Here is a 14062-nt window from a genome sequence, read left to right on the forward strand (position 1 = left end):
CACTCATTGAAGAGTTTTCAACCGCGGGTGTCCTTGGAGCATTCTGAGCGGATTGATGTAGCGGTAACGACTAACTTTCGCACCCCAGTGAAGATCGCCCTTCCGCATGTGCGAATCCCCCTGCTTGGGCGGGGCAAGCTCACCGATGCGCTGCCCGCGCTGCACGGCCTCGCCAATGTGGAGGGAAGAAGTTGCTGGCTCAAAGGTGGAATGGATGCCCGAGCAATCAATGGAAAGGACTTCGCGTCCGGCGAGCATCCCGGAAAAGACTACGGTTCCGTTGCACGGGGAGCGAAGCGAAGGATCCTCACTTCCGATGTCGATCCATATTCCTCGTGAACCTGAAAGCCATGGCTTATCAGGTAGGGCAAAACCTTGAGTAAGAGTGAAAGGCTGAGAAAAAGGAAGAGTCCACACGGAAGAAGCGCGTGGCATGGCTGGTGTTGCTATTCTAGGGAAACAAAGGCTCCAAGCGAAGATGAATGTCGCCACAGCAGGGATGAGCCGCAGAAAGCCATACGTACGTTGATTCATGAATCCAGCCTGCACATAGGGAAACGATGGGGCTCGTGCAAAATGAAATCTGTGGAAAACGCCGAGTGAATATCCTTCCTGTGGATAAAGGCATGTGAGCTATTGCAAGTGAAATTGCTGCATTTTGTACCCCGCTGGGTCCGACGAGCTAGGTGAGATGAGATAAGATTGGACAGCATTCGCTGTGCGAATGACTTCGCGTGCTATTTTCCGAGCACCTCACGGAAGTGAAAGTGCCGGGGCAGTTGCGTCACGGTCCAATGGGTCGCAACGTCATAGCACCAGGGCCGAAAAGGCACATTAACCGAGAAAACCGGGGGAAACCCCACGATCCCGCCCAGCGGGGAAAGGACGATGCAATGGCAGTCGTCACCATGCGCCAGCTCCTGGAATCTGGCGTGCACTTCGGGCACCAGACCCGTCGTTGGAACCCGAAGATGAAGCGTTTCATCCTCACCGAACGTAACGGCATCTACATCATCGACCTCGAGCAGACCATTGCCGATATCGATATTGCCTTCGATTTCGTGAAGGAAACCGTTGCTCACGGTGGAACCATCCTCTTTGTTGGCACCAAGAAGCAGGCTCAGGAAGCTGTCGCCGAGCAGGCACAGCGCGTTGGCATGCCTTACGTGAACCACCGTTGGCTCGGCGGTATGCTCACCAACTTCTCTACCGTTTCCAAGCGTCTGCAGCGCCTGAAGGAACTCGAGCAGATTGACTTCGACGATGTGGCATCTTCCGGCCGCACCAAGAAGGAACTGCTCATGATGCGCCGCGAGAAGGACAAGCTTGCTCGCACCCTCGGTGGTATTCGCGATATGGCCAAGGTTCCCTCCGCAGTGTGGATCGTTGACCCGAAGAAGGAACACCTGGCGGTTTCCGAAGCTCGCAAGCTCAACATCCCGATCGTGGCCATCCTCGATACCAACGCAGATCCGGACGAGGTCGACTACCGTATTCCCGGCAACGATGACGCCATTCGCGCCGTTGCACTGCTGACCCGCGTGATCGCCGACGCAGTTGCCGAAGGCCTGCTTGCACGCAGCGCCGGCCGCAAGAATGCTTCCGAGGAAACCGCTGCTGAGCCTTTGGCTGAGTGGGAGCGCGAGCTTCTCGAAGGCGAAGTTGCCGCTGACGAGGCAGCAGCACAGGCCGTGGCCAACGAGTCTGAAACCCCCGCACAGGACTGAAGCTCAGAAAGAAGGAAATCAGTAATGGCTAATTTCACCGCTGCTGATGTGAAGGCTCTGCGCGAGAAGACTGGCGCAGGCATGATGGACGTCAAGAAGGCGCTCCAGGAAGCCGACGGCGATGCTGAAAAGGCTCTCGAAATCATTCGTCTGAAGGGCCTGAAGTCGCTGTCCAAGCGCGAAGGTCGTCAGGCATCGGCCGGCCTGCTGGCTGCCTCCGTTCAGGACGGCGTGGGCGTTATGGTCGAGGTCAACTCCGAGACCGACTTCGTTGCCAAGAACCAGAAGTTCATTGACTTCGCACACTCTGTCCTCGAGGCCGCTGTTGCCTCCGGCGCATCCGACGTTGACTCGCTGCTTGCAGCTCCGATGGGCGACTCCACTGTCAAGGAACAGCTTGACGCAATGGCCGCAGTCATCGGCGAAAAGCTCGAAATCCGTCGCGTGATTCGCGTTGAGGGCGAGAACGTTGATCTCTACCTGCACCAGACCAGCCCCGACCTGCCCCCGCAGGTTGGTGTCTTCGTCGTCACCGACGCAGCTGGAGCTGGCGTTGCACACGATATCGCGATGCACGTTGCTGCCTACATGCCCGCTTACCTTGACCGCGACTCGGTTCCGGCCGATGTCTTGGAGAAGGAACGCGCCACCCTCGAGAAGATCACCCTCGAGGAAGGCAAGCCTGAGAAGATCGTCCCCAAGATTGTTCAGGGACGTCTTGAGGCATTCTTCAAGGACAACTGCCTGGTCGATCAGGCATTTGCTCGCGATCCTTCAAAGTCCGTCGGACAGGTTCTGCGCGACGCTGGTGCAAAGGTCACCCAGTTCGTGCGCGTCCACGTCGGCGCCTGATTTTGTGTGATGGCCCCGCTTAATGCGGGGCCATCACCCTATCTCTTAGGACTCAGCACTCATTCAAAGGAGAAGTACTCATGCCAGCTGCTCGTCGCGTCCTCCTCAAACTCTCAGGTGAAGCCTTTGGCGGAGGTTCCGTCGGCCTCGATCCCACTGTCGTCCGCTCAATTGCAGAGCAGATTGCCGAGGCAGTTCACGCGGGGATCCAGGTTGCAGTCGTCGTTGGCGGTGGTAACTTCTTCCGCGGAGCCGAGTTGTCCAGGCAAGGTCTGGACCGCTCACGTGCAGACTACATGGGAATGCTCGGCACAGTCATGAATGCCCTGGCGCTTCAAGATTTCATCGAGCAGTCTGGTGTTCCCGCTCGCGTCCAAAGTGCAATTGCAATGCAACAGGTCGCAGAGCCCTACATTCCGCTGCGCGCTATTCGTCACCTCGAAAAGGGGCGCGTTGTTCTCTTCGGCGCAGGTGCAGGATTGCCCTACTTCTCTACCGATACGGTCTCCGCGCAGCGCGCATTGGAAACTCATTGCGATGAACTTCTTGTTGCAAAGAATGGTGTTGACGGCGTCTACGATGATGATCCTCGAGTCAACCCGAATGCGCATAAGCTTGACTTCGTCACCTATCAAGATGCACTGAGCCGTGGTCTGAAGGTCGTTGATGCTGCTGCCTTTGCGCTTGGCCAGGAAAACGGGCTGACAATGCGAGTCTTTGGAATGTCAGAACCCGGTAACGTTACCGCCGCGCTCCGTGGCGAAAAAATCGGTACGCTTGTCCTCAGCGAATCACACTGAAAGGAAGATTTCCGTGATCGACGACATCCTGCTTGAAGCAGAAGAAAAAATGGATAAGACGGTCGAAGCAGCCCGTCATGAATTCGGTAATATCCGGACCGGACGTGCAAATGCTGGCATGTTCGAGCAGCTCCTTGTTGACTACTATGGAGCCCCGACCCCGATGCAGCAGCTGGCTTCTTTCCAGATTCCTGAAGCTCGTACCGTTCTGATTTCGCCTTTTGATCGCACGGCGACCCAGGAGATCATCAAGACTCTGCGCGAGTCCGATTTGGGGGTCAACCCGACTGATGACGGAAACGTTGTACGCGTTGTTTTGCCCGCTTTGACTGAAGAACGTCGTAAGGAATACGTCAAGCAGGCAAAGAACAAGGCAGAAGATGCCCGCGTTTCGGTTCGCTCTATCCGTCGTAAGGCAAAGGAAAGCCTCGATCGTCTGAAGAAGGACGGCGAAGCAGGAGAAGACGAAGTCGAGCGCGCAGAAAAGGCCCTCGAGGCTGCAACGAAGGCTCGCGTCGAATTGATCGACCACCTTCTTGCAACTAAGGAAAGCGAACTTCTCACCATCTGATGTCCACCACATCCCATCAACACGGTCCATCGGTGTTTTCGCGCGTCTTTTCACCTCAGCCGCGCGAAAACACCCAGCCACTAGCACCAACGGGGAAGGCCGGTCGCAATCTTCCGGCAGCGGTTTCTTCTGCTGTAGTCCTGATTGCCTTGCTCGTCGCCTCGCTACTTGTCGTCCAAGGGCTCTTTGTCGGCTTCGTGTGCTGCATCGCTCTGCTTGGATTGTGGGAGTTGGGAGGAGCCTTCGCTCGGGTTGGCACTCATATCGCCCTTGCTCCCTTGTACCTTGGCGCAATCGGCATGATGGTCTGCGCGTGGCTTCTTGGCCCCGAGGCCCTCACCATGGCCCTCTACCTCACTGTTTTTGCGGTTGTGGTGTGGCGCCTCATTGATGCCCCCACGCCTTCTCGGATTGCTGACATCACGGCCAGCGTGTTTAGCGCAATCTACGTTCCTTTCCTCGCCTGCTTCGTTGTCTTGATGCTGCGCGAGTTTCGCTCGCCTGCAGTTATTGGGGTCTATGTTGCGGTGACCTGCTTTAACGATATTGGCGGCTGGCTTGTCGGTATTCTCTTCGGAAAGCATCCGATGGCGCCGCGTCTGTCCCCAAAGAAGTCGTGGGAAGGATTCGTTGGATCGCTTGCGTTCTGCATCGGTATCGGCGTTGGCGGCTTCTATCTTCTGGGCGCACCGTGGTGGTGGGGTTTGATCGCCGGTGCGTGTGGCTGTGTCTGTGCGACGATCGGTGACCTCACTGAATCCTTGATCAAGCGTGAAGTCGGTTTGAAAGATATGTCTGCTTTGATCCCCGGGCACGGCGGCGTCCTTGATCGCGTGGACTCTCTTGTCATGACGGCCCCCGTTTTCTATGTGATTTTTCTTCTCGCACTTCGCTAAGCACAGCTAGCGATGGACGAAGATGCCGGTGGGAGCGATTAGGCTATGCACGTGGAAAGGAGGCCGTTGCGGTGAGCATAGAACAGCACAAGCGACGTGAGGTACGTCCAACAGATCAATTGCCCGAAGGTGCGACATCGCCTGATGCGAAGCCTCAGGTGACTTTTGCTGCGCGTAGGCGCGGAAAAGCCCCTCGTCATCTTGCTGATTTTGACCGAAGTGAACGCAAGGCTTTTGTTTCCGAGGCCGGGCTGCCTCCTTTCCGCGCTGACCAACTTTCGCGTCACTACTTTGAACGCCACGTGAGCGATCCCGCGCTGATGACGGATATGCCGAAGAGCGCGTATGACGTCATTTCTGCGACACTTCTTCCTTCTCTTGTACGTGAGGTCGCTGTTCTTGAGGCCGATCGTGGAGAGACTCTTAAGCACCTGTGGGAACTCTACGACGGGGCCCGCGTGGAGTCTGTCCTCATGCGTTACAGCGATCGGACGACTTTGTGCATTTCTTCCCAGGCTGGGTGTGGGATGGGCTGTCCTTTCTGTGCCACAGGTCAGATGGGGCTGACACGTAATTTGTCGACGGCCGAAATTATTGACCAAGTACGCTGCGCACATCAAGCGTGTGAACAGGGGATGGTTGGTGGATCGCCCACGCACCTATCGAACATTGTGTTCATGGGAATGGGGGAGCCTCTCGCAAACTACAAGGCGGTTGTGGGGGCTCTCCATCGAATCATTGATCCTTCGCCAAGCGGTTTCGGTATGTCGGCACGCAATGTCACTGTATCGACGGTCGGTCTGGTTCCTGCGATTGATCGCCTCGCGCAAGAAGGTCTGCCCGTGACTTTGGCCGTGTCCCTGCATACTCCAGACGATGACCTCAGAGATGAGCTCATTCCTATTAATTCTCGCTGGAAGGTCGGCGAGCTTCTTGACGCCGCGCGACGTTACTTCGTTGCGACTGGACGTCGCGTATCTATTGAATACGCCTTGATTAAAGATATGAATGATCAGGTTTGGCGTGCACAACTCCTTGCTGACGAGCTCAACAAGCGCGGCAGGGGATGGGCACATGTCAACCCAATTCCTCTCAATCCAACTCCGGGATCCATTTGGACAGCGTCCACTCGTCGTGCGCAGGATGCATTCGTACACACACTGCGAGACAATGGAATCTCGACAACGATTCGCGATACCCGCGGCTCTGATATCGACGGTGCCTGTGGGCAGCTTGCGACGGCTGTCAATAACCGCGAGCGCGCGCGTCAAAGTGCGCGTGAGAATAATGCACATGAAGAGGAGATGCGATGAGCGACGCTTTCCCGACGACGGGAATTTTCCGGCGTGGTTACGGTAAGGACGCCGTAGATGACTTCTTCGTCGATGCTCGTCATGCCTACGAGGGAGGCCTTCCTGCTGAGCAATTCAGTGCGGAGCAGGTCCGGCAGGCTTCCTTCCCTCGGCAGCGCAACGGTTATGACACGCAGGCTGTCGATGCAGCGATGAGCCGCCTTGAAGCTGCTTTTGTTCAGCGTGATCGTGCTGACCACATTGCAGTTAACGGAGAGGCTGCTTGGTACGAAAAAGTCGCCGACCGTGCGACCACCTTGTACCCGCGATTGCTTCGTCCCTACGGGGATCGCTTTGCTCACCCAAAGTCCGGAATTGGCTACGATGCTGAGCAAGTCGATGATCTTTTGGATCGGATCGCTGCCTTCTTCGATGATCGTGAGGAACTTCTGGCTGACGATGTTCGCCATGCCTTGTTCAAGTCCGCGCGCGGCAAGAAAGCATATGCGATGGGGCCAGTTGATGCCTATCTAGGCCGTGCAGTCGAGATCCTTCTCTCCGTGAATTAAACGATGACACAGCAAGTTGTCCTTCTAGGCTCAACGGGATCCATCGGCACCCAGGCCCTGCAGGTTATCGACCAATACGCAGAGCGTTTCGATGTTGTCGCGCTGAGCGCGGGTGGACATTCCCTCGAACTCCTTGCTCAGCAGTGCGTACGCTATCGCCCACAAATCGTGGGTATCCACAGCGGTGACGTTGATGAACTCGCTCAACTCATTCGCTCCAAGGGGGGAACTCTCCCGGAAATCTTCCACGGCGTAGAGGCCTCGACGCAGATCGCTGGATCTTTCCCCAAGGCCGTGGTTTTGAATGGGATAACCGGAGGCGTTGGCCTCGGACCTACACTCGCTGCACTTGAAGCGGGTGCAACCCTAGCCCTGGCAAATAAGGAATCCTTGGTTGTTGGCGGTTCCTTGGTACGCAGGTGTATGCGTCGACCTGGACAGATCGTTCCCGTTGATTCAGAACATTCAGCGATTGCTCAATGTCTGGAAAGCGGTGTGCATGAAAAGGGATTGACTGCTTCTCGCGTGACAGGAAAGAGCGAGGTTGCCCAGCTTGTTCTCACGGCCTCGGGCGGTCCTTTCAGAGGAAAGAAACGCCATGAACTCACGGATGTCACTCCCCAGCAGGCTTTGGCACACCCGACGTGGAGCATGGGACCCGTTGTCACCATCAATTCCTCAACGCTGGTCAACAAGGGCCTCGAACTGATCGAAGCGCACCTTCTTTTTGATATTCCAGCAGATGATATTGTGCCGGTTGTTCATCCTCAGTCCATCGTTCACTCGATGGTGACGTGGAAAGATGGCGCAACGATCGCCCAGGCTTCTCCGCCCGATATGAAGCTCCCGATTGCTCTGGGACTCACTTGGCCTGAGCGGCTTCCTGATATTGAAAGACCCGTTGATTTTCTCCGCGCACAGGAGTGGACCTTCGAACCCGTTGATTTCGAGACTTTCCCGGCCCTCACTCTTGCTCGCACAGCTGTTTCAGAATCGGCAACGCACCCGGCAGTCTATAACGCGGCGAACGAAGTTTTCGTTCAAGCCTTCCTCGAAGAGAGGCTTCCCTATCTGTCGATTGTCGACCTTTTGGCGCAGGTTCTTGGCGAACACTCTGGTATTGCGCAGCCAAGTGTGGAAGATATTCTCGGCGTTGAAGAGTGGGCGCGAAATCGGGCTGAGCACTTGTGTGCTTACTGATTGTGTCTGCGGATACGTACTAGATGCCGCTAGGCTGGAACAGGCTTAATAGGTCGGGGCAGTAGGAATACCGTCGCACGCATTGGATGAGGACGAAGGACGAACGTGGGAATTATCGGTGTAGTCATTGTCATCGTGGGTTTGCTGATCTCGGTTGCCCTGCACGAATGCGGTCACATGCTTCCTGCCAAGAAATTCGGCGTTTACGTTCCTGAGTTCGCTGTCGGTTTTGGCCCCAGACTTCTTGCGTGGAAGAAAGGCGACACGACCTATTCCCTTCGAGCAATTCTTCTGGGCGGCTACGTCCGTATTGTCGGAATGTTTGCTCCGGCGCGTGAGGGGATAAAGACAACGAATAGCAGGGGAAAGCCCACTCTCGCCCAAGAAGCCCGCGAAGCAAGCATGGAAGAAATTCCTCAGGGCTACGAATCTCGCGCATTTTATCTCCTTCATCCAGCCAAGAAGATCGTTGTCATGCTGGGTGGGCCGATGGTCAATCTCTTCCTATCCATCGTGCTCATGACAGTTGCTTTGGTCGGGATCGGAATTCCTCGCGCCTCGTTGACCCTCGGCGATGTTCCCCAAGAACTGTCCTCGCAAGGAACAAGCGTCCAAGCTCCCGCATACGCGGCTGGAATTCGGCGTGGGGACACGATTACCGCGATTAACGGAACAGGTGTTCAGTCGTGGGATGAGATGCGCCAAGCGATTGCAAGCTCGCAGGGTGAAATTGGCGTCGACTATCTACGCCAAGGCCAGAGCTATCACGTGCAGATCGACCCGCTGCGCACGGCTGATTCTGTGAGCATTGGTGTGATAGCCGGAATCGAATACCATGCGGCAAGCCCAGCGACCGTAGCCTCGTCAGTGTGGCAGACCTTTACCGGTACCGTACAAGTTGTCGTTCGCTTGCCACTTGCCTTGTGGGATGTTGGGCAATCGCTCGTTAAGGGCACACCGCGCGATTCTGCAGGCGTGATGTCGGTTGTCGGAATTGGTCGAATCGCAGCAGATGCGACTTCTTCGGAGGTCACTGCTTCCAGCGGGGGATGGATGCGCTCGCTTGCACTACTTCTGTCGATTTTGGCTTCTCTCAATATGGCGCTTTTTGTTTTTAATCTTCTGCCTTTCCCCCCGCTTGATGGTGGGCATATTGTTTCCGCGCTTTACGAGTGGATTCGGCGTGGGATTGCTCGTGCCAGAGGCAGGCAAGTTCCGCCGCCCGCCGATACTGCTCGCTTGATGCCGCTGACATATACGATGGGCGCACTCCTGATCGCTATGACAGTCTTGCTGGTCGCAGCTGACATCATTGCGCCAATTTCTTTGCAATAGAGCTGAGCCCGCGTGCCAGCCAGTTTCGAGTGGGAGATAATAACAAGGTGACTGAGATTAACTTAGGGATGCCGAGCGTCCACGAAAGCCCGTTTCCGCGTCGAAAGACTCGTCGAATCATGGTGGGGGATGTACCCGTCGGTGGTGGGGCTCCCGTTTCTGTTCAGTCGATGACGACAACGAAAACACACGATATCGGTGCGACACTGCAGCAGATTGCAGAGCTAACCGCAGCGGGCTGCGATATTGTCCGCGTTGCCTGCCCGACCGATAAGGATGCTGAGGCGCTCCCGATTATCGTTAAGCAATCCCGTATTCCCGTGATCGCCGACATCCACTTCAATCCGAAGTATGTTTTCGCGGCGATCGAGGCCGGTTGTGGTGCAGTTCGCGTGAACCCGGGAAACATTCGTAAGTTCGATGACCAGGTGAAGGAAATTTGCCGCGCGGCTTCCGATCATGGAACGTCACTGCGTATCGGTGTGAATGCTGGGTCTTTGGATCCGCGCCTTCTCAAGAAGTATGGCCGAGCAACTCCCGAGGCCCTGGTTGAGTCTGCCGTTTGGGAAGCGTCGCTCTTCGAAGAAAATGACTTCCACGATTTCAAGATTTCCGTCAAGCATCATGATGTGCTCACGATGGTTCAGGCCTACCGTCTTCTCGCAGAGAAAGGCGATTGGCCTCTTCACTTGGGAGTGACCGAGGCCGGCCCCGCATTCCAGGGAACAATCAAGTCCTGTGCGGCTTTCGGTGTCCTTCTTGCCGATGGAATCGGCGATACTATTCGCGTCTCTCTTTCTGCGCCTCCCGTAGAAGAAGTCAAGGTTGGCACGAAGCTTCTTGAATTTATGGGGCTGCGTGAGAAGACTCTTGAGATCGTCTCGTGTCCTTCGTGCGGGCGTGCCCAAGTTGACGTGTGGACGCTGGCAGAAAATGTCACTGAAGGCCTCAAGGACCTTACTGTTCCCCTTCGCGTTGCCGTCATGGGCTGCGTGGTGAATGGCCCCGGCGAGGCTCGTGAAGCTGACCTGGGTGTGGCCTCGGGAAATGGCAAGGGACAGATTTTTATCCGCGGAGAAGTTGTTGAGACCGTTCCCGAAGACGACATCGTCCCGACCTTGATCAAGCACGCTAATCTTTTGGCTGAAGAAATGGGCTTGGAAGAAGGGGAAGGCTCTGTCGAGGTCATGCCCATCATCCGCTAGGGGAGTTGCGCGATTGCGCTTCACGTATCCTTCACTACAAAGAAAACAATTGCTACTACCGCTTCAATGAAGGGGATTGTTATGAAGATTCGTCACGTATTGGCTCTGGGCGTGCTGGGGTGTGCGGGTGCGATTTGCGCGACGGGTTTCCCGCGCCGTATCGGATTGACCCGTTCCGAGGCCGCGGTTTCTCTGCCCGGAGACCTTGAGCTGCCTAACGCTGATGTCGTCGTCGATCGCTCGGTCGTTATCGATGCTCTTCCGACGCGCGTCTGGGAAGTTTTGGACGCTGCTTTTGAAGAGGATGAAGACGGTCGTGTGTTGATCCGCCAGGAAAACGATTGCTTGGTTATTCGCGTTCCTGCCCCCGGAAGCAACCTTGAGTGGGAAGACCAGGTTGAGGACTACACCGGTACCTGTACTTTTGCTCTTCTTCCCGAGGCCAACGATCGTACTCGCCTGCACCTGCGTGAGCGTCATCAGGCAACTGAGTCTGTTCCTGCGTGGCGCCTGTGGGCTGGAGTGTGCGCTGAGTCGTATTCCACCATGTCGATGCTGCGTGATTTGAAGGAAGCAGCAGAGGCTTTGTGAGCTGAACAATATGCCACGGCGGGTGCAGGCTTCGTGCCTGTGCCCGCCGTGCTTTAGGATTGAGGTGTGTTAAGAACTCTTTCCTCTTTTTTTCTGCGTACTTTGCGTGAAGACCCGGCTGATGCCGAGGTAATTTCGCATAAGCTCCTTGTCCGTGCTGGCTACATTCGTCGTACAGCTCCTGGTATCTACACGTGGCTTCCTTTGGGCCTGCGCCTGTTGCGTAAGGTTGAAGACATCGTTCGTGAAGAGATGGATGCGATGGGCGCTCAGGAAGTTCATCTTCCTGCGCTTCTCCCGGCGGATCCCTACAAGGAAACACATCGCTGGGACGAGTATGGCCCCACGCTGTTCAAGCTTCAGGATCGTAAGGGCGGGGACTACCTGCTGGCCCCGACCCACGAGGAGATGTTTACCCTCCTGGTGAAGGATCAGTATTCCTCCTACAAGGATCTTCCTCTGACCATCTACCAGATCCAGACAAAGTATCGCGATGAAGCGCGTCCGCGTGCAGGTCTGATCCGTGGCCGTGAGTTTGTCATGAAGGATGCGTATTCCTTCGATATCGACGATGCCGCGCTGGATGTTTCCTACCAGAATGAACGCGATACCTACGAGCGTATCTTTAAGCGTCTGGGCTTGGAATACGTCATTGTCTCAGCGATGTCGGGTGCGATGGGCGGCTCTCGTTCCGAAGAGTTCCTTCATCCCAGCCCGATCGGTGAGGATACTTTCGTGCGTTCCCCTGGTGGCTACGCCGCTAATGCCGAGGCCGTGGTGACCCCCGCGCCGGAGCCGATTCCTTTCGACGGTATTCCTGCGGTTGAAATGCGTGAGACGCCCAATGCCCCGACGATCGATGCTCTGGTGGAGCGCTCGAACGAGCTCTATCCGCGTGAGGATCGTCCGTGGCAGGCCTCGGATACATTGAAGAGCTTTGTGGTGACCTTGACCCATCCCGATGGGGAGCGCGAGGTTGTGCTGCTCGGCGTGCCTGGGGATCGTGACGTTGATATGAAGCGCCTCGAGGCCTCGGTTGCTCCCGCTGAGGTGGAAATGTCGACACCGGAAGACTTGGCGAAGTACCCCGAGTTGGTTCCGGGCTACATCGGTCCCATGGCCGCTGGTCCGAACTCTCCCGCACGTCATCTGGATGAAGACGGCAACCCGGTTGGCGGGATCCGTTTCCTGGTTGATCCTCGCGTTGTTGATGGAACGACGTGGATTGCGGGTGCGAATACTCCCGGTAAGCACGTTTATTGGTTGACCATGGGTCGTGATTTTACGGCTGATGGAACGATCGAGGCTGCTGAAGTCCGTGAGGGGGATCTTGCTCCCGACGGTTCTGGTCCTCTGCACCTGGAACGTGGCATCGAGGTCGGTCATATCTTCCAGCTGGGACGCAAGTATGCGAAGTCCTTGGGACTGACGGTGCTTGACGAGAACGGTAAGAGCCAGGTCGTCACTATGGGTTCCTATGGAATCGGTGTCTCTCGTGTTCTGGCCGCGCTTGCAGAAACCAACAGCGATGAGCGTGGTCTGGCATGGCCCGCGAATATCGCTCCCTTCGACGTACACGTCCTGGCCACGGGTAAGACAGACGAGATTTTCGATACTGCGGCATCGATTTCCTCGGCCCTGGACCGCGATGGTTTGGACGTCCTTTTTGATGATCGTCGTAAGGTTTCCGCAGGTGTGAAGTTCGCGGACGCCGAGCTCGTGGGTATCCCGGTTTCGGTCGTCGTTGGACGAGGCCTTGCTGAAGGCAAGGTTGAGATTCGCCTGCGCGCGAGCGGGGAGTCTTTTGAAGTTCCGGTCGAATCTGCGGTGGAGCGTATCGAGCAGATCCATCGTGATCTTTTGGGAAGGTGAAGTAAATGGCTCTTCGCGAGATTCGAGTGATCGGTGATCCGGTCCTGCGCACTCCTTGTGATCCCATTCGCGATATTGATCAGAGCGTGAAGGCGCTGGTTGAAGATCTCCTCGAAACTGTGGATATGGATGGTCGCGCTGGTTTGGCTGCGAATCAGATCGGTGTTGGGCTGCGCGCCTTTTCTTACAACATTGACGGCGAGATCGGCTACGTGCTTAATCCCCGGATCGTTGAACTCAGTGAAGATGAGTATCAAGACGGGGACGAGGGCTGCCTTTCTGTACCGCAGTTGTGGTTCCCCACTCAGCGTGCATGGTATGCGCGTGTGGAGGGCATCGATTTGGATGGCAAGCCTGTTGTCGTTGAAGGCGAGGAGCTTATGGCTCGTTGTCTTCAACACGAATGTGATCACTTGGACGGGATGCTCTACATTGATCGCTTGGATCGTAAGACTCGCAAGCGCGCGCTGCGCGAGATTCGTGAGCAGAACTACTAAAAGCAATATGTGAGTATCTATCTCGCGCAACTGCGGCGGATCCTCTGGGATCCGCCGCAGTTTTTAGGTTAGAATAGCTTCACACCGTTTGTTTGTGGCATTGACGTAAGAGGACGTAGGGGAAGACGATCCTCAAACACAGGAGGCCACAATGCGAGGGACCTATACCCGCGGTGTACTTTTCGTACACTCAACCCCGCCTGCTCTTTGTCCGCACATCGAGTGGGCCGTTGGTGCTGCCTTGGGAACTGAAGTTCACTTGCAGTGGACTCCGCAAGAAGCTGCTCCCGGGATGTTGAGGAGCGAATACTCGTGGGTGGGCAGTGCCGGTTCTGGAGCCCGCCTCGCATCTGCGCTTCGCGGTTGGGAACATCTGCGCTACGAAGTGACCGAAGAAGCAAGCCCGTCATGCGATGCTGGCCGGTGGTCTCACACGCCGTCTTTGGGAATCTTCCACGCCCAAATGGATAGCGTGGGCAATGTTGTTGTTCCCGAGGATCGCGTTCGCGCTGCAATTGAAAACGCCACTTCCTATGAGGAACTGCGTGAAGGATTAGATCTTGCTCTTGGCCAGGCATGGGACGATGAACTTGAACCCTTCCGTCATGCTGGTGCGGGTGCTCCCGTACGCTGGCTGAATCGAGTGGGCTGACGG

The 14062-nt window shown here is 56.1% G+C and carries 15 protein-coding genes; 14 read left to right on the forward strand and 1 reads right to left on the reverse strand.

The window, feature by feature from the left end; translation table 11 throughout:
* Positions 1–3: 3 nt before the first annotated feature.
* Positions 4–435, reverse strand: a complete 432-nt coding sequence (locus ACWNMW_RS07235) for a M23 family metallopeptidase (protein WP_449490481.1) — start codon at positions 433–435, stop codon at positions 4–6.
* A gap of 458 nt (positions 436–893) precedes the next feature.
* Between ACWNMW_RS07235 and rpsB the strand changes: the two genes are divergently transcribed.
* The 14 genes from rpsB to ACWNMW_RS07305 all read left to right on the forward strand — a co-directional run bounded on the left by rpsB (position 894) and on the right by ACWNMW_RS07305 (position 14059).
* Positions 894–1727 carry a 30S ribosomal protein S2 gene (gene rpsB, locus ACWNMW_RS07240; protein ID WP_448751152.1) on the forward strand — a complete coding sequence of 278 codons (834 nt, stop codon included), beginning with the start codon at positions 894–896 and terminating at the stop codon, positions 1725–1727.
* 24 nt (positions 1728–1751) lie between these two features.
* Positions 1752–2579, forward strand: coding sequence for a translation elongation factor Ts (gene tsf, locus ACWNMW_RS07245; protein ID WP_072455969.1), 828 nt, complete (start codon positions 1752–1754; stop codon positions 2577–2579).
* A gap of 80 nt (positions 2580–2659) precedes the next feature.
* Positions 2660–3379 carry a UMP kinase gene (pyrH, locus tag ACWNMW_RS07250; protein WP_034501499.1) on the forward strand — a complete coding sequence of 240 codons (720 nt, stop codon included), beginning with the start codon at positions 2660–2662 and terminating at the stop codon, positions 3377–3379.
* A 13-nt stretch (positions 3380–3392) separates the two neighbouring features.
* Positions 3393–3950, forward strand: coding sequence for a ribosome recycling factor (frr, locus tag ACWNMW_RS07255; RefSeq protein ID WP_034501497.1), 558 nt, complete (start codon positions 3393–3395; stop codon positions 3948–3950).
* Positions 3950–4846 carry a phosphatidate cytidylyltransferase gene (locus tag ACWNMW_RS07260; protein ID WP_448751153.1) on the forward strand — a complete coding sequence of 299 codons (897 nt, stop codon included), beginning with the start codon at positions 3950–3952 and terminating at the stop codon, positions 4844–4846. The genes frr and ACWNMW_RS07260 overlap by 1 nt, the downstream gene beginning before the upstream one ends.
* A 71-nt stretch (positions 4847–4917) precedes the next feature.
* Complete coding sequence (gene rlmN, locus ACWNMW_RS07265) at positions 4918–6159, forward strand: 23S rRNA (adenine(2503)-C(2))-methyltransferase RlmN (protein WP_449490482.1); 1242 nt, start codon at positions 4918–4920, stop codon at positions 6157–6159.
* Complete coding sequence (locus ACWNMW_RS07270) at positions 6156–6707, forward strand: DivIVA domain-containing protein (RefSeq protein ID WP_295892558.1); 552 nt, start codon at positions 6156–6158, stop codon at positions 6705–6707. Before rlmN ends, ACWNMW_RS07270 begins: the two co-directional genes overlap by 4 nt.
* A 3-nt stretch (positions 6708–6710) precedes the next feature.
* On the forward strand, positions 6711–7907 hold the full coding sequence (dxr, locus tag ACWNMW_RS07275) for a 1-deoxy-D-xylulose-5-phosphate reductoisomerase (protein WP_449490483.1): 1197 nt from the start codon (positions 6711–6713) through the stop codon (positions 7905–7907).
* Between the two features lie 105 nt (positions 7908–8012).
* Positions 8013–9242: a M50 family metallopeptidase gene (locus tag ACWNMW_RS07280; protein ID WP_295892564.1), complete on the forward strand. Its 1230-nt coding sequence runs from the start codon at positions 8013–8015 to the stop codon at positions 9240–9242.
* Positions 9243–9310: 68 nt separating this feature from the next.
* Positions 9311–10447, forward strand: coding sequence for a flavodoxin-dependent (E)-4-hydroxy-3-methylbut-2-enyl-diphosphate synthase (ispG, locus tag ACWNMW_RS07285; RefSeq protein ID WP_072455957.1), 1137 nt, complete (start codon positions 9311–9313; stop codon positions 10445–10447).
* Positions 10448–10528: 81 nt separating this feature from the next.
* Positions 10529–11038: a hypothetical protein gene (locus tag ACWNMW_RS07290; RefSeq protein WP_295892567.1), complete on the forward strand. Its 510-nt coding sequence runs from the start codon at positions 10529–10531 to the stop codon at positions 11036–11038.
* A gap of 66 nt (positions 11039–11104) precedes the next feature.
* Positions 11105–12910, forward strand: coding sequence for a proline--tRNA ligase (locus ACWNMW_RS07295; protein ID WP_449490484.1), 1806 nt, complete (start codon positions 11105–11107; stop codon positions 12908–12910).
* A 5-nt stretch (positions 12911–12915) separates the two neighbouring features.
* A complete protein-coding gene (def, locus tag ACWNMW_RS07300) occupies positions 12916–13407 on the forward strand; it encodes a peptide deformylase (protein ID WP_034501483.1) in 492 nt (163 codons plus the stop codon).
* Positions 13408–13558: 151 nt separating this feature from the next.
* Positions 13559–14059 (forward strand): DUF3145 domain-containing protein, encoded by a 501-nt coding sequence (locus ACWNMW_RS07305; protein WP_295892576.1) that lies wholly within the window; start codon positions 13559–13561, stop codon positions 14057–14059.
* The last annotated feature ends 3 nt before the right edge of the window (positions 14060–14062 follow it).

The sequence above is a fragment of the Actinomyces sp. Marseille-QA0893 genome (assembly GCF_976954355.1).

Excerpts from the sequence above, each read along its gene's own strand:
- ACWNMW_RS07235 (WP_449490481.1), bottom strand. The coding sequence starts at position 435 with ATGCCACGCGCTTCTTCCGTGTGGACTCTTCCTTTTTCTCAGCCTTTC.
- pyrH (WP_034501499.1), top strand. The coding sequence starts at position 2,660 with ATGCCAGCTGCTCGTCGCGTCCTCCTCAAACTCTCAGGTGAAGCCTTT.
- ACWNMW_RS07260 (WP_448751153.1), top strand. The coding sequence starts at position 3,950 with ATGTCCACCACATCCCATCAACACGGTCCATCGGTGTTTTCGCGCGTC.
- ispG (WP_072455957.1), top strand. The coding sequence starts at position 9,311 with ATGCCGAGCGTCCACGAAAGCCCGTTTCCGCGTCGAAAGACTCGTCGA.
- rpsB (WP_448751152.1), top strand. The coding sequence starts at position 894 with ATGGCAGTCGTCACCATGCGCCAGCTCCTGGAATCTGGCGTGCACTTC.
- ACWNMW_RS07305 (WP_295892576.1), top strand. The coding sequence starts at position 13,559 with ATGCGAGGGACCTATACCCGCGGTGTACTTTTCGTACACTCAACCCCG.
- tsf (WP_072455969.1), top strand. The coding sequence starts at position 1,752 with ATGGCTAATTTCACCGCTGCTGATGTGAAGGCTCTGCGCGAGAAGACT.
- dxr (WP_449490483.1), top strand. The coding sequence starts at position 6,711 with ATGACACAGCAAGTTGTCCTTCTAGGCTCAACGGGATCCATCGGCACC.
- def (WP_034501483.1), top strand. The coding sequence starts at position 12,916 with ATGGCTCTTCGCGAGATTCGAGTGATCGGTGATCCGGTCCTGCGCACT.
- ACWNMW_RS07290 (WP_295892567.1), top strand. The coding sequence starts at position 10,529 with ATGAAGATTCGTCACGTATTGGCTCTGGGCGTGCTGGGGTGTGCGGGT.
- ACWNMW_RS07270 (WP_295892558.1), top strand. The coding sequence starts at position 6,156 with ATGAGCGACGCTTTCCCGACGACGGGAATTTTCCGGCGTGGTTACGGT.